The organism is Pseudomonas inefficax, assembly GCF_032164165.1.
GTDB lineage: Bacteria > Pseudomonadota > Gammaproteobacteria > Pseudomonadales > Pseudomonadaceae > Aquipseudomonas > Aquipseudomonas inefficax.
Window position 1 is genome coordinate 5,822,666 of sequence record NZ_CP134401.1, and the last position, 19,310, is coordinate 5,841,975.

20 protein-coding genes, 1 pseudogene and 1 riboswitch are annotated in these 19,310 nt (G+C 64.5%); of the genes and pseudogenes, 14 read left to right on the plus strand and 7 right to left on the minus strand.

From position 1 onward, the window contains the following. The first annotated feature begins 1 nt into the window (after position 1). The 6 genes from RIN61_RS26260 to RIN61_RS26285 all read left to right on the plus strand — a co-directional run bounded on the left by RIN61_RS26260 (position 2) and on the right by RIN61_RS26285 (position 6,235). Positions 2-2,239 carry an Ig-like domain-containing protein gene (locus tag RIN61_RS26260; protein WP_313855061.1) on the plus strand — a complete coding sequence of 746 codons (2,238 nt, stop codon included), beginning with the start codon at positions 2-4 and terminating at the stop codon, positions 2,237-2,239. 15 nt (positions 2,240-2,254) lie between these two features. Continuing rightward, positions 2,255-2,728, plus strand: coding sequence for a curlin (locus RIN61_RS26265; protein ID WP_112252452.1), 474 nt, complete (start codon positions 2,255-2,257; stop codon positions 2,726-2,728). Between the two features lie 16 nt (positions 2,729-2,744). After that, the gene (locus RIN61_RS26270) at positions 2,745-4,190 is read left to right on the plus strand and encodes a curlin (protein WP_207878551.1); all 1,446 of its coding nucleotides are present in this window, start codon (positions 2,745-2,747) and stop codon (positions 4,188-4,190) included. A 230-nt stretch (positions 4,191-4,420) separates the two neighbouring features. Next, positions 4,421-5,068, plus strand: coding sequence for a DNA oxidative demethylase AlkB (gene alkB, locus RIN61_RS26275; protein WP_112252454.1), 648 nt, complete (start codon positions 4,421-4,423; stop codon positions 5,066-5,068). A 170-nt stretch (positions 5,069-5,238) separates the two neighbouring features. Next, positions 5,239-5,526: a hypothetical protein gene (locus RIN61_RS26280; protein ID WP_085624798.1), complete on the plus strand. Its 288-nt coding sequence runs from the start codon at positions 5,239-5,241 to the stop codon at positions 5,524-5,526. A 94-nt stretch (positions 5,527-5,620) separates the two neighbouring features. Next, entirely contained in the window at positions 5,621-6,235 is a 615-nt protein-coding gene (locus tag RIN61_RS26285) for a Yip1 family protein (RefSeq protein WP_112252455.1), read from the plus strand. Between the two features lie 19 nt (positions 6,236-6,254). On the opposite strand, the gene RIN61_RS26290 is transcribed toward RIN61_RS26285, so the two are convergent. From RIN61_RS26290 to RIN61_RS26310, 5 genes are all read right to left on the minus strand, one after another. Continuing rightward, a complete protein-coding gene (locus RIN61_RS26290; RefSeq protein WP_112252456.1) occupies positions 6,255-6,515 on the minus strand; it encodes a DUF1652 domain-containing protein in 261 nt (86 codons plus the stop codon). Positions 6,516-6,699: 184 nt separating this feature from the next. Further along, a complete protein-coding gene (locus tag RIN61_RS26295) occupies positions 6,700-7,629 on the minus strand; it encodes a DNA-3-methyladenine glycosylase family protein (protein WP_313855066.1) in 930 nt (309 codons plus the stop codon). A 242-nt stretch (positions 7,630-7,871) separates the two neighbouring features. After that, a complete protein-coding gene (locus tag RIN61_RS26300; protein WP_313855068.1) occupies positions 7,872-8,759 on the minus strand; it encodes a pirin family protein in 888 nt (295 codons plus the stop codon). Between the two features lie 96 nt (positions 8,760-8,855). Further along, the gene (locus RIN61_RS26305; RefSeq protein ID WP_112252459.1) at positions 8,856-9,728 is read right to left on the minus strand and encodes an alpha/beta fold hydrolase; all 873 of its coding nucleotides are present in this window, start codon (positions 9,726-9,728) and stop codon (positions 8,856-8,858) included. A 21-nt stretch (positions 9,729-9,749) separates the two neighbouring features. After that, entirely contained in the window at positions 9,750-10,379 is a 630-nt protein-coding gene (locus tag RIN61_RS26310; protein WP_181457345.1) for a LysE family translocator, read from the minus strand. Between the two features lie 124 nt (positions 10,380-10,503). Between RIN61_RS26310 and RIN61_RS26315 the strand changes: the two genes are divergently transcribed. From RIN61_RS26315 to RIN61_RS26350, 8 genes are all read left to right on the plus strand, one after another. After that, positions 10,504-10,983 (plus strand): GNAT family N-acetyltransferase, encoded by a 480-nt coding sequence (locus RIN61_RS26315; RefSeq protein WP_112252460.1) that lies wholly within the window; start codon positions 10,504-10,506, stop codon positions 10,981-10,983. Between the two features lie 104 nt (positions 10,984-11,087). Beyond that, positions 11,088-11,311, plus strand: a riboswitch (cobalamin riboswitch). Positions 11,312-11,404: 93 nt separating this feature from the next. Next, positions 11,405-11,593, plus strand: coding sequence for a CbtB domain-containing protein (locus RIN61_RS26320; RefSeq protein WP_207878541.1), 189 nt, complete (start codon positions 11,405-11,407; stop codon positions 11,591-11,593). 9 nt (positions 11,594-11,602) lie between these two features. Next, positions 11,603-12,289: a CbtA family protein gene (locus RIN61_RS26325; protein ID WP_112252461.1), complete on the plus strand. Its 687-nt coding sequence runs from the start codon at positions 11,603-11,605 to the stop codon at positions 12,287-12,289. Next, positions 12,289-12,675 carry a cobalamin biosynthesis protein gene (locus tag RIN61_RS26330; RefSeq protein ID WP_112252462.1) on the plus strand — a complete coding sequence of 129 codons (387 nt, stop codon included), beginning with the start codon at positions 12,289-12,291 and terminating at the stop codon, positions 12,673-12,675. The genes RIN61_RS26325 and RIN61_RS26330 overlap by 1 nt, the downstream gene beginning before the upstream one ends. A 32-nt stretch (positions 12,676-12,707) precedes the next feature. After that, positions 12,708-13,460 carry a precorrin-4 C(11)-methyltransferase gene (cobM, locus tag RIN61_RS26335; protein ID WP_024087197.1) on the plus strand — a complete coding sequence of 251 codons (753 nt, stop codon included), beginning with the start codon at positions 12,708-12,710 and terminating at the stop codon, positions 13,458-13,460. A 66-nt stretch (positions 13,461-13,526) separates the two neighbouring features. Further along, positions 13,527-13,769, plus strand: coding sequence for a DUF1272 domain-containing protein (locus tag RIN61_RS26340; RefSeq protein ID WP_013972792.1), 243 nt, complete (start codon positions 13,527-13,529; stop codon positions 13,767-13,769). Between the two features lie 219 nt (positions 13,770-13,988). Beyond that, entirely contained in the window at positions 13,989-14,603 is a 615-nt protein-coding gene (locus RIN61_RS26345) for a response regulator transcription factor (RefSeq protein WP_015270527.1), read from the plus strand. A gap of 13 nt (positions 14,604-14,616) precedes the next feature. Continuing rightward, the gene (locus RIN61_RS26350) at positions 14,617-17,889 is read left to right on the plus strand and encodes a transporter substrate-binding domain-containing protein (protein ID WP_313857704.1); all 3,273 of its coding nucleotides are present in this window, start codon (positions 14,617-14,619) and stop codon (positions 17,887-17,889) included. Here the strand turns inward: RIN61_RS26350 and RIN61_RS26890 are convergent. Then, complete coding sequence (locus RIN61_RS26890) at positions 17,864-18,358, minus strand: methyl-accepting chemotaxis protein (protein WP_258392824.1); 495 nt, start codon at positions 18,356-18,358, stop codon at positions 17,864-17,866. The genes RIN61_RS26350 and RIN61_RS26890 overlap by 26 nt on opposite strands. Before the next feature lie 42 nt (positions 18,359-18,400). Beyond that, positions 18,401-19,219, minus strand: a pseudogene (locus RIN61_RS26895) (PAS domain-containing protein); the annotation flags it as partial. Between the last annotated feature and the right edge of the window lie 91 nt (positions 19,220-19,310).

A 19,310-nucleotide genomic window follows, 5' to 3' on the forward strand; every position in this document is an offset into this window, starting at 1 on the left:
CATGAACACTTGGTCGCGCCGTGCGCTGTTGGCCGCCGGTCTCTCCCTTACCGTTACCAGCGCCGCGTTTGCCGCGCTGTCCGATGTCGACCCGGGGCCCTACACCTTCGCCACCGGTGGCTATCCGATGTGGTACAAGGACAGCCTCGACCAGTCCCTGGAGCTGTGCCAGTCCCGTGCCACCAGTACACGTGCGCCGGGCGCGCCAGGGGCACCAGCCTACATGTGTACCCTGCTACCCGAGCCTGGCATCTATGACGATGCCCTGCCGCTGGTGTTCCCGGACAACTGGCCGCCAGAGATGTTCTGGTTCCTGGCCGAAACCGACATCCCACAGGTGGGCAACAGCGGCTATGAGCTGGAGGTTTATGTAGCCGGGGTGGAGGCAGCCTTCGCCGCCGAAAACCCGGTCGATGGTGACCAGCAAAGCTTCGCCCGGATCCGTATCCGTGCTTCGGTCCCAAGCACCGGTACCTACACCATCACCCACCCTTACGGGGTGGAGACGGTCAACGTCACCACGCCAGGCCGACGGGCAATCAACATCACCCGCGACATCGGCATCGGCGCACCGGGCAACTTCCGGGGCGCGCTGGCGGGGGCGATCGGCCCCTGGCTGAAGGGTGTTGGTGGGCCTTATACCGCGGTCAACCCCGATACCGGCGCCATCGAAACCTACATCGGCGACCCCAATATCACCGAAGCGGTGACCGGCAGCCCCTTCAACACCAACTTCGTGCGCATCCAAGGCCCCGCTGGCATCATCCAGACCAACACCTTCACCGTTTCCGGCAAGGTACTGGACCAACGTGCCCAGACCCCGGTCAGCCTGGAGCGCGCCACCTATTCGCGCAATGCCACCGGCACCCGTACGGAAGTATTCGCAAAGGCGCCTAGCGCAGCCAGCTTGTGCATGCGCAATGGCATCGCCCTGGTCGGCACCCCGCCTTCGCCGTGCCAGTACACCCTCACCACCGACAACAACGGGCTGTTCTTCCACCAGCAGCTCAGCCAGGAAGCACCGCCTGCGGTGGTGGTGGTCACCGCCAGCGACAACGCCGGCGGAACCCAGCCGACCGCGCTGTCGAGCAAGCTCACCGACGTGGTCAAGGTCAGCACCGCACGCTACGACTGGGCCAACAAGCGCCTGCTGATCGAGGCCAGTTCCAGTGACGAGGTAGCGGTCCCCGACCTGCTCGCCCAGGGCTATGGTCGCCTGTCCAAGGCGGGCACGCTGCAGAGCCTGACCGTCAACGACGTGCCGCAGCCACCAGCCACCATCACGGTCAAATCGGCACGTGGTGGCAGCGATGTCGAACCGGTGGTCGTGGTCGGCAACGCGCCGGTCGAGGCGGCCAACCAGCCACCGCTGGCCCAGGCCGATATCGGCAGCACCAGCGTCGGCATCCCGATCACCCTCAACCTGCTGCAGAACGACAGCGACCCGGATGGCAACGTGCCGCTGACCATCAGCGACCTGACCCAGCCCGGTACAGGCCTTGGCGGCGTGGTGATGAACGGCACCACCTCGGTCACCTACACCCCGCCAGCCGGGGCCACGCAACCCGTGGTGGCCACCTTCAGTTACCGGGCGGTGGACGCCAAGGGCCTGAAGTCGGAACCGGCCACGGTCACCGTCAACGTAGCACCTAACCGGGCCCCAACCGCCAACCCGGAAACCGTCGCTACCCTGGGCGTGCCATTGACCATCAACGTGCTGGCCAACGACACCGATCCGGAAGGCAACCTGCCGCTGACTGTCCCCGCTGCCTCCCTCACCCAGCCGGCTGCCGGCCGGGGCACCGTCAGCACCGACGGCACCGCAGTGACCTACACCCCACCGGCCACGGTGACCTCGGCCTTCACTACCACCTTCACCTACCAGGCTCGTGACTCGCTGGGGGCCCTGTCCAACTCCGGCACGGTTACCGTCAACGTGTCACCACGGCCTGCCGCCGAAACCTTCACGGTCACGGCTGCCACGGTCACGGCACGCTCCAACAACCGTTACAACTGGGACCTCAGCGGCACCTCGTCGGTCACCACCGGCAACACCGTCACCGTGCGGGTAACCACCACTACCGGCGTGCAGACCCTTGGCACTGCCACGGTAGCGCTGACCGGCCGCTGGCGACTGGCGGTGAGCAATAGCACCACGATCATCCCGACTGCGGCACCGACGGCGACGATCACCACCAGCCAGGGCACCACACGCACCGTCAACGTAACCGTGCAGTAAAGGCCGGAGGTTGCAATGAAATGCCTGTATTCCCTGCTGCTCGGCCTGGCCCTGGCGGGCCAGGCCTGCTGGGCCGAGGACCTGCTGGACAATGCCGACCTCGCGCCCGGCAACGACCTCGGCGAACCGGTGATCATCCGCCTGCTGCCGGCCGGCGCCGGCCAGGCTGCGGTGGTCGAGCAGCAAGGCGCGGGCAACCGCGCCGCCCTCGACCAGAACGGCCAGGCCCTGCTGGGCCGCATCGTCCAGGCCGGTGGCGCGCAAGAAGCGTACATCTTGCAGGAAGGTAGTGACCTGATGGCCATCATCAGCCAACAGGGAAATGGCAACACCGCGTCGATCCGCCAGACCGGCAGCAGCAACAGCGCGGCCATCGAGCAGATCGGCAACGACAACAGCGCCAGCATCGTGCAGGCGGGCACAGGCCTCACCAGCTCCGTGACCCAGGCCGGCAATGGCCAGCACGTTCAGATCACCCAATACCGATAGACCTGGAGGCACCCCCATGTACAAGCTCGCTCCGTTAAGTGCCGCCATCGTCCTGGCCCTTGCAGGTCAGGCCATGGCTGCTGACAGCACCTCGTCGCAGACCCAGGACGGCAAGGAAAACATCGCCGAGGTCAGCCAGTCACTGGCGCCATTCGCCTCGGCCACCCAGACCCAGACCGGCAAGGGCAACAACCACCTTGCGGTGCAGTCGGAGAGCACCAGCGATATCCAGCAGAGCGCCAACGGCCAGTACAACGCAGGCTACGCCGACCAGCTGTTCGAGAACGGCAGCCAGATCACCCAGCATGCCGGTGGCAGCTACAACGATGCATTCGCCAGCCAGTCGCTGGGCCTGGGCAACCAAGCGTTGCAAACCCAGCAAGGCGCCGAAAACGCCTCGACCGTGTGGCAGGACAGCCAGGAAGGCAGCAAGGCCACCACCTGGCAATCCGGCCAGCGCAACGAAGCCTTCATCGAGCAGACCTTTGGTGGCAGCAACAACCGCAGCAGCATCAACCAGGTCGGCCAGGACAACTACGCCGCCGCCGAGCACCTGAACTACGTCGATGGCGATATCCAGGTCTACCAGGAGGGCAAGGGCAACTGGGCGTATGGCGACCAGCGCGACGGCACCGGCGGCGCCATCGGCATTGGCCAGTACGGTGGCGGCAACTCGGTGGAAGTGTGGCAGGACAACCAGACCGCCAGCCAGGCATCGGTGACCCAGTCCGGCCAGCTGAACGAAGGCTATATCGACCAGAGCTTCGGCACCAACAACACGGTCAGCCTGTCGCAACAGGGCACGGCCAACGCCAGCTGGTCGGACCAGTTCGAAACCAACAACTCGACCACCACCATCACCCAGACCGGTAGCAACAACCTGCATTTCACCTACCAGAACGGTGAAAACCTCAACCTGACCATCAACACCAAGGGCAATGGCAACAGCGTCACCGCCAGCAACTGGAAAGGCGCCAAGATGGGCGGCCAGTTCGGTACCAACCAGAACGCCACCATCAACCAGAACGGCAATGGCAACGGCGTCAACCTGACCCAGAACGGTGACAACCAACTGGCGACGCTGACCCAGAAAGGCACCGGCAACCAGATGGAGACCAAGCAGGCCGACATGAACAACGAGCTGTACTTCGAGCAGAACGGCACTGACAACATCCTGATCGCCGACCAGCGTGGCACCGAAAACTATGCCTATGGCAACAGCCAGGGCAACGGCAACGTCATCAACCTGGACCAGTCCGGCTACAGCAACCAGAGCTACACCAATCAGCTGTACGGTGGCGGCAACGAAGCCAATATCAAGCAGGTTGACAGCTACAACATCGCCTACGTGACCCAGGGAGGCCAGGGCAACAAGGCGTATGTCGACCAGAGCGGTGTCACCCAGACCGCGACCATTACCCAGCTGGGTAGCGCGAACGTGGCCACTGTGACCCAGCAATAGATCGCTCCCCCCTTGAACCGCGGTGCTCCTCTCCCTGGTGCCGCGGTTCCTTTTTATTCCTGTCAGAACGGCGTTTTCTTGCCGACCTGTTCGCGGGCACGCCCGCTCCCACAGGTACCCCACTGCCATCAAAGCCTGCGCCAACCCTGTGGGAGCGGGCATGCCCGCGAATAGGCCAAACCTGCCAAGCGCATTACAATGGTCCCCAGCCAAAGCCGATACCCAATCCCATGATCCAGTCCGACCTCGACCTGTTCGGCTCCCAGCCGCAACGCCTGGCCAGCCACACCGTGCTGCTGCCCGGCTTCGCCCTGGCCGAGATCGAGGCCGTGCTCGATGCCCTGCGCCCGGTGCTGCGTGCCGCGCCGTTCCGGCACATGCATACCCCGGGTGGCCTGCGCATGGCGGTAGGGCTGACCAACTGCGGCACGTTGGGTTGGGTCAGTGATGAACACGGCTACCGCTACAGCCCCAGCGACCCGCTCAGTGGCAAACCCTGGCCCGCCCTGCCCCCGGTGTTGCTCGAGCTGGCCGCCCGCGCCGCTGCCATGGCCGGGTTCGACGGTTTCGTACCGGATGCCTGCCTGGTCAACCACTACCTGCCGGGCACCCGCCTGAGCCTGCACCAGGACCGTGACGAGCAGGACTTCGGCCAGCCGATCGTGTCGGTTTCGCTGGGCTTGCCGGCGGTGTTCCTGTTCGGTGGATTGCAGCGCGCCGACAAGACCCAGCGCATCCCGCTGAACCATGGCGATGTGCTGGTCTGGGGCGGCGAAGACCGCTTGCGCTTTCACGGCGTGCTCCCGATCAAGCCTGGCGTGCATCCGCGCCTGGGTGAACGGCGGATCAACCTGACCTTGCGCAAGGCCGGTGGCTGAACCGGACCAACGGCCGGCCACCCGGCGCAAAAAATGATGAACGCGCATGAAACGCGTTGAACATCTTGGCCAGGCAAGCTTCAAACGATAAGCCACGCCTTCTTCAGCCTGGAGCTCGCCATGCCCTGCCAGCCCTGTTTCCCGCCCCCTCACAGCGGAGCCGCGCGCCGATGAAAATGCCCTGCCGCGCGCCCAATGCCTCAGTACAACTCGATTACGTACGCGATACCCTGTTCGGCCCGGTGGCACAAAGCGTGGAGTGCCAATGCCAGCTCGCGGCCCTCAACCTGCAAGGCCGCCCAGGCCTGCGCCTGCACATTTGCCCGCCGCTGCCCGACAAGGTCGACCGTGCCCACAGCGTGGCCTTCGTCTGGGACGGGCGCAGCTACCACGGTGTGGTCCGCGATCAAGGCAAATGCGGTGATGGCGGCCTGAACCTGCTGCTGGAACTGCTGTAAGACGATCAACGGCGATCAACCCGGCTGAACCCGCACGGCGCGGCATGTCTCCATAGCAAAAGGGCCCAGACCTGCCGGAAAACGGAGAACGCCAATGAACAGCCCGTTGCTCAAGCTCTTCACTCACCCCGCCGACGCCTGGCTGGAAATTCGTCGGGCCGAGGAAGACCACCCGCAGCAATATCTGCCGCGCCTGCTGGCCCTGGCCTTGATCCCCGCGGTGTGCCTGTTCGTCGGCACCACCACCTTTGGCTGGAGCCTGGCGGCCGAGGAACGCGTACGCCTGAGCATGGCCAGCGCAGCGCAACTGGCGGGCCTGCTGTATGCCACCACGGTCGTCGGGGTGATGTTGATGGGCATGATGATCCGCTGGATGTCGCGCGGTTTCGATGCACAGCCCAGCCTCAACCAGTGCATCGGCTTTGCCGCCTACTGCGCCACGCCTTGGTTCTTTGCCGGGGTGGTCGGCCTGCTGCCGATCCGCTGGCTGGCGCTGGCGGCCCTGCTGGCAGCCTCGGCGTATGCCAGCGTGTTGCTGTATGGTGGGTTGCAGACCTTCCTGAGACTGAAGAAGGAACAGGCCATGCTGTTCGCAACCTGCGTGTGGGGGGTGGGGTTACTGCTGCTGGTGACCATCCTGGTGGCGATGATCCTGTTCTGGTTCAACGGCCTGATGCCGGAATATGTGCGCCCGGCCAGCCTGGGCTGACCGGGGCGCGGCAGACGCCTCAGGCGATCGCCTTGAGTGGCGCCGGGTGGCTGTCACGCAGCGCATGCAGCTGCCCCACCAGGTTGACCAGGTCGCGGCAACTGTTGAGGCTTTGCAGGGGGACCCCGCTCAGGGTCACGCCCTCCTCGAGACTCTGGCCCTGACCCAGGCGGATGGTCAGGTTGGCGCCGTCCGTGCAGCTGACTTCACAACGGTCGGGCAGGCAGGCCTGCTCGATCATCTGCCGCATTTCTAGCATCGAAACTCCTATCAACGACATGGTACGACCCTCTCTTTGGGATGGCCTGTTGTGTGAGTACGCCTTTGTCGGGCGAGGCGCCAATTGATATTGCGCATGCCGGGGCAGGCATCCATGCGCCTGGGCAATGAGCATGCAGCGAATCCTCTAGCACCTTAGTGGAAGATTGCCTGGGCAGGCCGCGCGTTCGAACGCACTGGCAGACTTAGCGACGAGCGGTCCCGACAGGCCCCAGCGATGCCCAAAGATGCTGCGCCGCATAGGCCCGCCACGGTCGCCAGGCCAGGGATCGTTGCGCCAGTTGGGCGTCGTCGCCTTCGAGCAGGCGCAACGCCTTGATCAGCGCCACGTCGCCCAGCGGCAAGGCATCGGCCGCGCCGGCCTGGCGCAACGCCAGGTAATGCGCGCTCCACGGGCCGATACCTTTGATCTGGCACAGGTTGCGCAGCAGTTCATCCAGCACTTGCCCGCGGCGGAGCAACCCCGGCTCGGCGAGCAATGCATTGGCCAGCGTACCCAGAGTGGCGGCGCGCGCCCGCGGCATGCCCATGCCAACGAACTGCGCAGCCGCCAATACCGGTAACGCCGGGAACACGTGGCTCAGGCCCGGTGCGGGCAAACGCAAGGGCACGCCATAGCGGTGCACCAGGCGGCCGGCCAAGGTAATGGCCCCGGCCACACTGACCTGCTGGCCCAGCACAGTGCGCATGGCCTGCTCGCAAGCGTCCCAGCCTTGCGGCACGCGCAGGCCGGGGCGTTCCTGTAGCAGGCGGGCCATCAGTGGATCGCGAGACAGTTCGGCAGTGATGCGCGCGGGGTCGGCATCGAGGTCGAAGAACCGCCTCAGCCTTGCGATCAGGCCGGGCAGCGCGCGGGTCGGGACGCCTTCAAGGCAGACCCGCAGGTACTGGCTGCCCGAAGGGGTAGCGTGCAACACGGCGTGGCGGCCGGCAGTTACCAAGGTACGGCGGTAGGTGCCGTCGAGACAGGTCTCGATGCCGGGGATGCAGCGGGCAGAGAGGAAGGCCAGGGTCGAGGGCCAGTGGTAAGGGGCATGGTAGCGCAGCCACAGGGTGTGGCGGCCAGGGGTGGGCAATGATCGGCGCACGGCGTGCAGGGCTGTAAGCTTGGGCATGGCTGCATCATGCCAGCAAATGTAGTACCTGTACCGGCCCTATCGCCGGCAAGCCAGCTCCCACAGGTACAGCGAAAACCTCGAGAGCAATGCTGTACCTGTGGGAGCTGGGTACAGCGACAACCTCGAGAGCAAAGCTGTGCCTGGGAGCTGGGTACAGCGACACCCTAGAGAGCAATGCTGTGCCTGTGGGAGCTGGCTTGCCGGCGATAAGGCCGGACAAGCCATTCAATCAACCAGGATCAATGCGCCGCACCGTCCCGTGCATCCTGCATCTGCCCGAACCGCCCGGCATGGAAGTCGTCGAACGACTCGGCAATTTCTGCCTGGCTGTTCATCACGAACGGGCCATAACCCACGATCGGCTCGTCGATCGGTTCACCGCTGAGCAACAGCAGGCTGGCGCCTTCCAGTGCTTCGACGGCTACATCCTCACCGGCGCGGTCAAGTAGCACCAGGCTCGATGGGCCGGCTTCGCGCTCGCCGTTGATCCGCACGTTGCCGCGCAACACCACCAGCGCCGCATTGCGCCCGGCGGCAACCGGCAACTGCAAGGCTGCACCGGCATTCAGGCGCAGGTCCCAGACATCCATGGCGGTAAAGGTCTGCGCCGGCCCTGAATGCCCACGATAGTCACCGGCAATCACTCGCAGGCTGCCGCCCTCGCCCTCCAGCGCCACCACCGGGATGTCCTCGGCCAGCAGCGTCTGGTAGCCAGCCGCTGCGCGCTTGTCCCGGGCCGGCAGGTTGACCCACAGCTGCACCATCTCCAGGGTACCGCCAGTGCGGGCGAAGCCTGGGGAATGGAACTCTTCATGGATGATGCCATTGGCAGCAGTCATCCACTGCACGTCACCTGGGCCGATCAAGCCGCCAGCGCCGGTGGAGTCACGGTGCTCCAGTTCGCCCTGGTAAACGATGGTCACGGTTTCGAAACCGCGGTGCGGATGCTGGCCAACGCCACGCCGCGCACTGGTGGGGGTGAAGTCGTGAGGGCCGGCATAGTCCAGCAGCAGGAACGGGCTGATCTTGCTGGCCAGGTTGTCGTAGGTGAACAGGCTGCGCACCGGAAACCCATCACCTACCCAGTGGGCGTGAGGGCTGCGGTGAATACCCAGAATCGTTTTCATGAGAAGGCTCCTCTCTTGGTTGAGATAACCTTATCAATGATGCCAATCAGGCGGTAGCAGGCTTGTTTGGCATTCATCGTTCCACCCATGGAACAGTCAGCCTTGCAAGAAACCGAGCACCTGTTCGGCAGCCATGACCGGGTCTTCCTGCATGAAACAATGCCCGCCGGCAACCTGCCTGCCGCTGACATGAGGGTTGAGCGCCGCCAGGCGGTTCACCGAATGGGGCACGAAGGGGTAAGTGTGCTCGCCGTAAAGCACCCGCGTGGGCGTGCGGATCGCCGCCAGGCTCGCCCACATGCGTTTGGGGAACGAACTGAAGATTTCCACTTCGCGGCTGGGCCGGCACTTGAGCACCACCGCTTCGCCACAGTCGCCGATGGCATGCTCTACGTAGGCCCGCAACGCCTCATCGGTCCAGCCCTTGAAGATACCCCGCCCATGCAGCGAAGCCAGGGCTGCCTCGCGGTCGGGCCAGTGGCTGCGACGGGTGGCAGCCTTGCGCGCCAGCGTATGACGCTGGTGCAAGCCGACCAGAGCCGCCACGCCCATCACACCCAGCATGCGCCGGCTGAACAGTACCGGGTCAAGCAGCACGGCACGCGTGAACAGTTGCGGCTCACTGGCCAGGATCAGGCCGGTGAGCACGCCACCGAAGCTGTGCCCGACGGCAAAGCGCGGCACGTCGCCATACTCGCCTCGCCCGGCTGCGAAAGCGTCCACCGCCAGCGCAGCGGTCCGGTTCCAGCCACGAAACACCCCACCATGGTCGCTGTCACCATGGCCCTGGACATCGCTGAGCCACAGGTCGAAATGTTCGCCCAGCCGCATCAGCAATGGCTGGTAGGCCAGGCAGCAGAAGCCGTTGCCGTGCAGGAAATGCAGCAACGGCTTGCCACTGGCCGGGGTTCGCCAGCCCCGCAGGGTGAAACCTTCGGCGCATTCGTGGGACCAGGGGATCAACTGCATCGGCTTACTGTACTCGCGGGGTCAGGAAAATGCCGATTCTACAAACAGCAGCGGGTACAGTGAAATCACCAGCAACAAGGCCATCAGGACATTGAACAGCATCAGCCAACGCGGGTTCTGCAACAGGTTGCGCAGGGCACTGCCAAACATCACCCATACCCCAACGCTCGGCAGGTTGACCAGGGCGAACAAGGCGGCAATGACAATGACGTTGGTCACATAGCCTTGCGCCGGCGTGTAGGTGGTGATTGCCCCCACTGCCATCACCCAAGCCTTGGGGTTGACCCACTGGAATGCCGCCGCGCCCCAGAAGCCCAGCGGTTTGCGGGCACTGGACGAAGCGGTGCCGACCGGCCCGGAGGTGGCGATTTTCCAGGCCAGGTACAGCAGGTAGGCGGCGCCGGTGTAGCGCAATACCGTGTACAGCACCGGCCAGGCCTTGAACACCTCCCCCAGGCCCAGGCCAACGGCCAGCACCATGACCATGAAACCGACGCTGATACCCATGGCGTGGGGAATGGAGCGGCGCACGCCGAAATTGACACCCGAGGCCAACAGCATGGTGTTGTTGGGGCCAGGAGTGATGGAAGACACGAAGGCGAACAGCACGAAGGCGGTCAGCAGGTCGGCAGAGGCAAGCATGGCAGGCATTCCACTTTCGTTATGGGTGCTGTCACACTAACGGAGTCCCCTCCTCTACAACCGGTACAGTTTCACTAAATTGTGTAGATACACATCGCTGTACCGCTACTCCCAGACCAAGGAAGCCGTCACCATGAGCCTCACCATTCGCCCTGCCGTTCGCAACGATGCCGAGCAGATCCTGGCCTTCATCACCGAACTGGCTGAGTACGAACGCGCCCGCCACGAGGTAATCGCCAGCGTTGCCGATATCGAGCACAGCCTTTTCGACGAGGGCAGCACCGTGCACAGCCTGATTTGCGAACGCGATGGCCGGGCAATCGGATTCGCCGTGTATTTCTATAGCTACTCGACCTGGCTAGGCCGCAACGGTATCTACCTGGAAGACCTGTACATCACTCCTGAGCAACGCGGCGACGGCGCCGGCCGGCAGTTGCTGCAGCACATTGCCCGCGAGGCGGTGGCGAACAAGTGTGGGCGGCTGGAATGGAGCGTGCTGGACTGGAACGAGCCGGCGATCGGCTTTTACCAGAAGCTGGGTGCCGAGCCGCAGGATGAGTGGGTGCGTTACCGGCTGGATGGGGACAAGCTGGCGGCGTTTGCCCGGGGCTGACCGGGAGCGCTTTGCGTCCGCTTCACAATCCCTGTGGGTGCGGAGTAGCCGAGGCGCCGGCAAACTCGATTCTGGCAATTGACGGCAGCCCCGCCCCATGGTCTCCTTATGCCTCGCGTTCAGGTGCCCCCAATGGGGGTGAAACGGGAAACCGGTGCGTCCCAGGCCCTCCAGCAGGGCCGGACAAGGCCGGTGCTGCCCCCGCAACGGTAAGCGAGCGAAGCGTCTGTACCACTGTGCCCGATCACCCGGCATGGGAAGGTGACGCCTTCCAGGAGCCTGGCTCCTCCTCGCAAGCCCGGAGACCGGCCTGGCGTTCATGAACACCCCGCGGTGGGCGGGCGCTGTTGCATTCCCCTGGGCTGCCACGCTCGGGGCTGCCGCGCTTGCCCGTTGCCCACAAAAAGCAGAGGAACGCGTCATGCCCGTCACCAGCACCAAGCAACACAGCATTACTACCCCCGTTACCCTCAGCCAGCGTGTCGTCATCGCCGTCGGCGCCAGCCTGCTGGGCTTGTGCCTGGTGTACTTCGCTGGCTTCTCGCACATCGAGGCCGTGCACAACGCCGCCCACGACACCCGCCACAGCGCCGCCTTCCCCTGCCACTGAGTACGCCCGATGATCACACGCATTGCCCGTACCGCGGGCTTCAGCGGGTTGCTGGCGGCCTTGCTGCTGACCCTGCTGCAAAGCTTCTGGGTCGCCCCGCTGATTCTCGAGGCAGAAACCTACGAGTCCGCAGCCCCGGTCGGCCAGCACGAGCATGCCGGCGAAGTGGCAGCCCATGAACACAGCGCCGAAGCCTGGTCGCCGGAAGACGGCTGGCAGCGGGTGCTGTCCACCACTGGCGGCAACCTGGTGGTCGCGGTCGGCTTCGCCCTGATCCTCACCGCCCTGTACAGCCTGCGCGAACCCAAGCGTGCCGGCACCGGTGCACTATGGGGCCTGGCCGGCTTCGCAGTGTTCTGCCTGGCCCCGACCCTGGGCCTGCCGCCGGAATTGCCAGGTACTGCCGCCGCCGACCTGGGGCAACGCCAGGCCTGGTGGGTCGGCACCGCCAGCGCCACCGCGCTGGGCCTGGCCCTGCTGGTGTTCGCCCGCCACTGGTTGCTCAAGGCATTTGGCGCCGTGTTGCTGGTCATTCCTCATGTGATCGGTGCGCCGCAACCCGAGGTGCACGAAAGCCTTGCCCCCGCAGCGTTGGAAACCCAGTTCAAAGTGGCCTCCTGGCTGACCAACGCCGCCTTCTGGCTGGCCCTGGGCCTGCTCAGCGCCTGGCTGTTCCGGCGCTCCAATCAGGCCTGATGCCTGCCTTTTACGCTGGCTTCGGCTGCCGCCGGGGTTGCCCGGCGGATACGCTGGAAACATTGCTACGCCAGGCCCTGGCCAACCAGGGCCTGGCGTTGGCCGACCTGCAAGGCATCGCCAGCATCAGCCTGAAGGCCGACGAACCCGGCTTGCAGCAACTGGCCGAACGCCTCGGTCTGCCTTTGGTGTTGTACGATACCGCGCAGTTGCAACCCTACGAACCCCGACTCAGCCACCGTTCCGCCGCTGCCCATGCCCACTGTGGCTGCTGGGGCGTGGCGGAGAGTGCGGCACTGGCCCTGGCCAGCCAGCGGGTTGGCACCGCCAGGTTGCTGCTGACGCGCCAGGTACTGGGCCCGGCTACCCTCGCCCTGGCCTGTTGAACGTTTCCCCCTCTTTCCTGCAAGGACTTTCCATGACGGTCTACTTCATCGGCGCCGGCCCCGGCGACCCGGAACTGATCACGGTCAAGGGCCAACGGCTGATCCGCCAGTGCCCGGTGATCATCTATGCCGGCTCGCTGGTGCCGGCCGCCGTGCTCGAGGGCCACCAGGCCGAGACCGTGATCAACAGCGCCGAACTGCACCTGGAGCAAATCATCGCCGCCATGCGCAGTGCGCATGAGCAAGGCCAGGATGTGGCTCGGGTACACAGTGGCGACCCCAGCCTGTACGGCGCCATCGGCGAGCAGATCCGCCATCTGCAAGCGCTGGGCATCGATTACCAGATCATCCCCGGGGTCACCGCTACAGCGGCCAGCGCCGCCCTGCTCGGCTGCGAACTGACCCTGCCCCAAGTAGCTCAGACCGTGATCCTCACCCGCTATGGTGACAGCTCGCCGATGCCGCCCGGCGAGCAGCTGGGCGACCTGGCGCGCCATGGCAGCACCCTGGCGATTCACTTGGGGGTCAAGCACCTGTCGCGTATCGTCGAAGAACTGCTGCCGCACTACGGCACGCACTGCCCGGTGGCGGTGGTGCATCGTGCCACCTGGCCGGACCAGGACTGGGTGCGCGGTACCCTCGGCGATATCGTGGAACGCGTCGCGGCCAAGGATTTCCGGCGCACGGCGCTGATCCTAGTGGGCCATGTGCTGGGCGACACACCGTTTGCCGAGTCGGCCTTGTATCGCGCCGGGCACGCCCACCTGTATCGGCCTGGCGACTGAGCATTGCCAGGTTCGCCGCAGGCGTAGCAGACTCCGGTTTCCCGCCTGCAAACAGGAGTCATGCCCATGCTGGACCTACGCCCAAACTGCGAGTGCTGCGATACCGACCTGCCGGGTGACAGCCCCGATGCGCTGATCTGCTCCTTCGAATGCACCTTCTGCCGCACCTGCGCGGAAACACGTTTCCAGGGCCGCTGCCCGAACTGCACCGGCCAGCTGGTGGCACGCCCGACACGGGTCGGCCAGGCACTGGCCAACAACCCCGCCTCAACCCAGCGCGTGAGCAAATCACACTCCGCCTGCGCATGACGACTACAAAAACAGGCATCGCCGCTTTGCCAGGGTGATGTCTTTCCCACTTTTTGTAGGACTTTTCAACAGCAAGCACGTGGACTTTCAACACTTCTATACTCGGCATTACCAAATTTCGGGAATGGTCGTATCGTGCAGCGCTTCCGATAACCCCACTTGCAGACGTATTCCTGAGTGATCCAGGAAGCGGACCACATCCTCACAGGAGTTTTCTTCATGACTACCGTGCTGATCGTCGACGACCACCCCATCGTCCGGCTGTCCTTGCGCATGTTGCTCGAACGCGAGCGCTTCCGTGTTGTCGGCGAGGTCGGCAATGGCAGCGAGGTGGCGCAGGTGGCCCGCGACCTGCGACCGGATGTGGTAATTCTCGACATCGGCCTGCCCGGCCTGGATGGCATGGAAGTGATAAAGCGCCTGCAATGCCTGGAGCCGGCGCCCAAGATCATGGTGCTGACCGGCCAGGCCACCGATCTGTATGTGCGGCGCTGCCTGGATGCTGGCATCGGCGCTTTTGTCACCAAGGAAGAAGACCACGAGGCGTTGCTGTTTGCCCTTAAAGCGCTCGTCAAGGGCTACTCGACCTTCCCGCAGATGTCGGTCAATAGCAACTCGCTGGAAAGCGAGCCAGTGCGCCTGTCCAGCCTGTCCAACCGGGAAATGGAGGTGCTGCGGCGCCTGGCGCGCGGCGAGAACAACAAGAATATCGGCACCTGCATGAACCTCAGCGCCAAGACCATAAGCACCTACCGGGGCCGCATCATGGAAAAGCTCAAGACCGAATCACTGGTTGAAATGGTCGACCTGGCCAAGCGCAACAGCGTCTACTGAGCGCTCGATGACAATGAAGCGCCTGCTGGCAAGCGCCCTGCTGGTCATCGGCCTGGCCGGTTCCGGCGCGCTGCTGGCAAACAGCGAACCTCGCCAATTGCTGGCACGCTCGGTCAGCGCCGCGGCCCCGCTTGCGCTGTCCAGCGAAGAGCGGCATTGGCTACAGCAACGCCAGCACCTGGTACTTGGCAGTTCGCGCCCCGACTACCCGCCGCTGGAGATCAATGTCAGCCAGCACGACTACGAAGGCCTCAGCGCCGATTACGCTGGCATCATCGCAGAACAGCTGGGTACCACCATCGAAGTACGACGCTTCGACAGCCGCCACGAAGCCATCGCTGCGCTACGCGACGGCCGTATCGACCTGCTGGGCAGCTCCAACGCCTTCGAGGCAGCGGATGCCCAGCTCAGCCTCAGTTCAAGCTACGCCGACGATCTGCCAGTCATCGTCACCCGCGAGGGGCGCAGCCTGAAGAACACCCCCGACCTCGCCGGCCTGCGCCTGGCCATGGTCGATCATTACCTGCCGGCCAGCAGCGTGCGCAGCCTGTACCCCAAGGCACAATTGAGCCTGTATCGCTCGACCCTGGCCGGGTTGGCCGCCGTCGAACTGGGCGAGGCCGACGCCTACCTGGGCGATGCCATCAGTACCGACTTCGCGATTGGCAAGAGTTATCAGGGCACACTGAAGATCGACCACTTCTGTCAGGTTGCCCCTGGCGCGTTTGCCTTTGCCATGGCCAGTGACAACCCGCGCCTGCAACAGTTGGTCAACAAGGCGCTGGCGCGTATCAGCGAAAGCGAACGCCTGAATATCCTGCGCCGCTGGAGCAGTGGCAACACCAGCCTGCTGCTGCAGCGCCACCTCACCGCCCTGACCGCCGAAGAAGAAGCCTGGATAGCTGCCAACCCCAACGTCAGCGTGCTGGTCAACACTTCGCTGGCGCCACTGACCTTCAACGACACCAAGCACCGCCCCAGCGGCATCACCCTCGAGCTGCTCAAGCAGATCTCGCTGCGCACGGGGCTGCATTTCAAGCCGGTTGAAAGCCCGTCGGCGCAGGCAATGATCGAGCGCCTGGCGCGCGGGGATGCGCAGATGATCGGCGCATTGGGTTACAGCACAGACCGTTCGAAACAACTGCGCTATACCCGCCCCTACCTGGTCAGCCCGCGAGTGCTGGTCACCCGTGGCGACAATGCATCACCGCCGCAGGCCATGGCGCTGGATGGCATGCGCATCGCCGTGGTACGCGGTTCGCCGCAACGGGCCGTGCTGCAACAACGCTACCCGCAGGCCAGGATGGTCGAGGTGGACAACCCGCTCGGCCTGATGGAGGCCGTGGCCAACGGTGCCGCCGACGTCGCCCTGAGCAGCCATATCAATGCCGCCTACTACATCAGCCATGTGTTCAAGGACCGCCTGCGCATTGCCAGCGTGCTCGACGACGACCCGGCCATCGCCGCCTTCGCCGTGGCCGCGGACCAGCCGCAGTTGCAGGCAATCCTCGACAAGGCGCTGCTGAGCATCCCACCCGAAGAGCTGGACCAGTTGATCAACCGCTGGCGCACCACCACCCTGGTCAGTGACAGCCCCTGGCGCGACTACCGTACCCTGGCCTTGCAGGTACTGGTGCTGTCGGCCTTGCTGCTGGCCGGGGTGGTGTTCTGGAACAGCTACCTGCGCAAGCTGATCAACCAGCGCACCGAAGCCCAGCATGCCTTGCAAGCGCAGCTGGCGCTTAGCCGCGGCCTGCTCGAGCAGTTGCGCCAGGCCAAGGATGACGCCGAACAGGCCAGCCAGACCAAAAGCACCTTCCTGGCCACCATGAGCCATGAAATCCGAACCCCGATGAATGCCGTGATCGGCCTGCTGGAATTGGCCCTGGAAGACAGCCGCAGCGGCCGCTGCGACACCCAGACCTTGCAGACCGCCCACGATTCGGCCATCGGCCTGCTTGAGCTGATTGGCGACATTCTCGACATTTCCCGTATCGAATCCGGACACATCACCCTGCAGCCGGTGCCCACCAACCTGGTCGAACTGCTACGCGCCACCGTGCGGGTGTTCGAAGGCAACGCACGGGCCAAAGGCCTGCACTTGCACAGCGAGCTGCCCGCTGCGCCGGTCTGGGTGCTGGCTGATCCGCTGCGGCTCAAGCAGGTCTTGTCCAACCTGATCAGCAACGCCATCAAGTTCACCGAGCGCGGTGAAGTCCAGGCCAGCCTGCTGCTGCCCTCGCCCAGCGACACTGACAGCCTGGCAGTGGAACTGAATGTGCGAGACACCGGCATCGGCATCAGCCCTGCCGACCAGGCCCGGCTGTTCAACGCCTTCGTCCAGGCCGACGGCCCCCGGGCACGCCAGGGCGCCGGCCTGGGCCTGGTCATCAGCCGCACCCTGGCCGAATTGATGGGCGGTACCTTGAGCTTGCAGAGCGTCGAAGGGGTTGGCACCAAGGTGCAAGTCAGCCTGCAACTGCCCGCCTGCTCAGCACCGGAACAGGCCGAACAGCACGACCCGGTGCTGGAGAACAGCGACAGCCCGCTGAACATACTGGTAGTCGACGACTACCCCGCCAACCTGCTGCTACTGGAGCGGCAACTGCATAACCTTGGGCATCGGGTTACGCTGGCAGAGAACGGGGAAATCGCCCTGGCACGCTGGCAGGCCGCGCGCTTCGACCTGGTGATCACCGACTGCAGCATGCCGGTCATGGACGGCCACGAACTGACCCGCCGCATCCGCAGCCTGGAGGGCGAACGCGGCCTGGCGGCCTGCCACATTCTCGGCGTCACCGCCAACGCCCAAGCCGAGGAGCGTGCCCGCTGCCTGGCCAGTGGCATGGACGAATGCCTGTTCAAACCGATTAGCCTGCGTACGCTCAAGACCCACCTTCCCCACGCTAACCCCCGGCAACAGCCGCCAGCGCGGCGCGCCACCGGGTTCAACCTGGGCGAGTTGCGCCACCTGACCCAGGACGACGAACAACTGACTCGACATTTGCTGGAACAGTTGTCACAAAGCGTCAGCGAAGACCTGGGCACCCTGCGTGCACTGGCGGCAGACGCCCCCGACGAGGCGGTGCGTGCCCTGGCTCACCGGATCAAGGGCGGTGCGAAGATGCTCAAGGTACGCACGCTGGTCAACGATTGCGAAGCCATCGAGCAGGCCCACGAGCAAGGTCTGCCGACGGTTGACCTGCGCCTGCAATTGCAGGCCAGCCTTCAGACCCTGTTGGACGAGTTGGGCGATGCGCTCAATGCAATTGCAGCGTCGAACTGATCTGGCTGATGGCGTTTACCACGTGCCGTGAACCCTGCTGAATTTCCATGATGACCGTGCCGGCCTCGTTGGCCAGCGCCACACCATGGCCGGTACGCTTCAGGCTCGACTGCATGCTGGCCACGGCCAGCAGCGACAGGTCGTGGTTCTGTCGCACCACATCGACGATCTCCAGGGTGGCCTTGCTGGTTCGCGCCGCCAGGTTGCGCACCTCGTCGGCCACAACGGCAAAACCGCGCCCGTGCTCGCCAGCGCGAGCCGCCTCGATGGCCGCGTTCAAAGCCAGCAAGTTGGTCTGGTCGGCAATGCCACGGATGGTCAGCACGATCTGCCCGATCACATCCGACTGCTTGCTCACCGCATCGATGCTGCGTGCCGCGTCGTTGAGCTCATGGGAAATCTGCTCGATCACCTGTACCGCCTGCTGTACCACCTCGGTGCCCTTGCGCGCGCAGGCATCGGTCTGCACCGAACTGGCATGGGCGGCATCGGCAGCGCTTTGCTGGGTGCTGACCTGGCGGGTGATGTCGCTGGCGAACTTCACTACCTTGTACAAGCGGCCCTTGCTGTCGAAGATCGGGTTGTAGGAAGCCTCCAGATAGACCGTCCGGCCATGTTTGTCGACGCGCTCGAAACGGTGCGAATGGTATTCGCCGCGGTTGAGCGAAGCCCAGAATTCGCGGTAGTCGGCTGATTCGCGCTCATGCGCGAGGCAGAACAGCCCATGATGGCGGCCAACCACCTCCTCCAGACGATAGCCCATAGTGTCGAGGAAGTTCTGGTTGGCCTTGATCACCCGGCCTTGCGGGGTGAATTCGATCACCGCCATGGAGCGGCTGATGGCTTTGAGCAGGCTTTCGCTCTCGTGCTCCTCCATCACTCGCTGGCTGATGTCGGATGCCACCTTGATCACGCTGGTGACCTGGCGCTGTTCGTCCATTACCGGCATGTAGCTGGCTTCCAGCCAGACCTCGCGGCCGGCCTTGTCGATGCGCTCGAAGGTACCGCTGATGGCCTTGCCCTGCCCCAGTTCACGCCACAGTTGCTGGTATTCGGCGCTCTTCGCGTAGCCCGGATCGCAGAACAGCCGATGGTGCTTGCCGCGCAACTCCTCGGCGCTGTAGCCCATGGCCTGGCAGAAGCGCTCATTGGCATCGAGGATCGTGCCGTCGGGGGTGAACTCGATCATTGCCATGGAGCGGCTGATCGCCGCCAGCTTGGCCTGCAAGCTGGCCAAGGCCTCATGACTGCGCTGGATTTCGACCAGATCGGACTTGCGGTGGAAATCGAACATGACGCCGGGCTCCTGTATGCGCGGTGTCCTGAGCATAGATCGCCGTTAGCGCCATGCAAGCACAGTGCTATCACCTTGTAATTATTGCATTCGTAGTACGGAGCGCGCTTCTTGACCGGGATGGGCA

Excerpts from the sequence above, each read along its gene's own strand:
- RIN61_RS26315 (WP_112252460.1), top strand. The coding sequence starts at position 10,504 with ATGAGCCTCACCATTCGCCCTGCCGTTCGCAACGATGCCGAGCAGATC.
- RIN61_RS26300 (WP_313855068.1), bottom strand. The coding sequence starts at position 8,759 with ATGAAAACGATTCTGGGTATTCACCGCAGCCCTCACGCCCACTGGGTA.
- RIN61_RS26265 (WP_112252452.1), top strand. The coding sequence starts at position 2,255 with ATGAAATGCCTGTATTCCCTGCTGCTCGGCCTGGCCCTGGCGGGCCAG.
- RIN61_RS26280 (WP_085624798.1), top strand. The coding sequence starts at position 5,239 with ATGAAAATGCCCTGCCGCGCGCCCAATGCCTCAGTACAACTCGATTAC.
- RIN61_RS26260 (WP_313855061.1), top strand. The coding sequence starts at position 2 with ATGAACACTTGGTCGCGCCGTGCGCTGTTGGCCGCCGGTCTCTCCCTT.
- RIN61_RS26325 (WP_112252461.1), top strand. The coding sequence starts at position 11,603 with ATGATCACACGCATTGCCCGTACCGCGGGCTTCAGCGGGTTGCTGGCG.
- RIN61_RS26270 (WP_207878551.1), top strand. The coding sequence starts at position 2,745 with ATGTACAAGCTCGCTCCGTTAAGTGCCGCCATCGTCCTGGCCCTTGCA.
- cobM (WP_024087197.1), top strand. The coding sequence starts at position 12,708 with ATGACGGTCTACTTCATCGGCGCCGGCCCCGGCGACCCGGAACTGATC.
- RIN61_RS26305 (WP_112252459.1), bottom strand. The coding sequence starts at position 9,728 with ATGCAGTTGATCCCCTGGTCCCACGAATGCGCCGAAGGTTTCACCCTG.
- alkB (WP_112252454.1), top strand. The coding sequence starts at position 4,421 with ATGATCCAGTCCGACCTCGACCTGTTCGGCTCCCAGCCGCAACGCCTG.
- RIN61_RS26320 (WP_207878541.1), top strand. The coding sequence starts at position 11,405 with ATGCCCGTCACCAGCACCAAGCAACACAGCATTACTACCCCCGTTACC.
- RIN61_RS26330 (WP_112252462.1), top strand. The coding sequence starts at position 12,289 with ATGCCTGCCTTTTACGCTGGCTTCGGCTGCCGCCGGGGTTGCCCGGCG.
- RIN61_RS26350 (WP_313857704.1), top strand. The coding sequence starts at position 14,617 with ATGAAGCGCCTGCTGGCAAGCGCCCTGCTGGTCATCGGCCTGGCCGGT.
- RIN61_RS26285 (WP_112252455.1), top strand. The coding sequence starts at position 5,621 with ATGAACAGCCCGTTGCTCAAGCTCTTCACTCACCCCGCCGACGCCTGG.
- RIN61_RS26290 (WP_112252456.1), bottom strand. The coding sequence starts at position 6,515 with ATGTCGTTGATAGGAGTTTCGATGCTAGAAATGCGGCAGATGATCGAG.
- RIN61_RS26340 (WP_013972792.1), top strand. The coding sequence starts at position 13,527 with ATGCTGGACCTACGCCCAAACTGCGAGTGCTGCGATACCGACCTGCCG.
- RIN61_RS26295 (WP_313855066.1), bottom strand. The coding sequence starts at position 7,629 with ATGCCCAAGCTTACAGCCCTGCACGCCGTGCGCCGATCATTGCCCACC.
- RIN61_RS26345 (WP_015270527.1), top strand. The coding sequence starts at position 13,989 with ATGACTACCGTGCTGATCGTCGACGACCACCCCATCGTCCGGCTGTCC.
- RIN61_RS26310 (WP_181457345.1), bottom strand. The coding sequence starts at position 10,379 with ATGCCTGCCATGCTTGCCTCTGCCGACCTGCTGACCGCCTTCGTGCTG.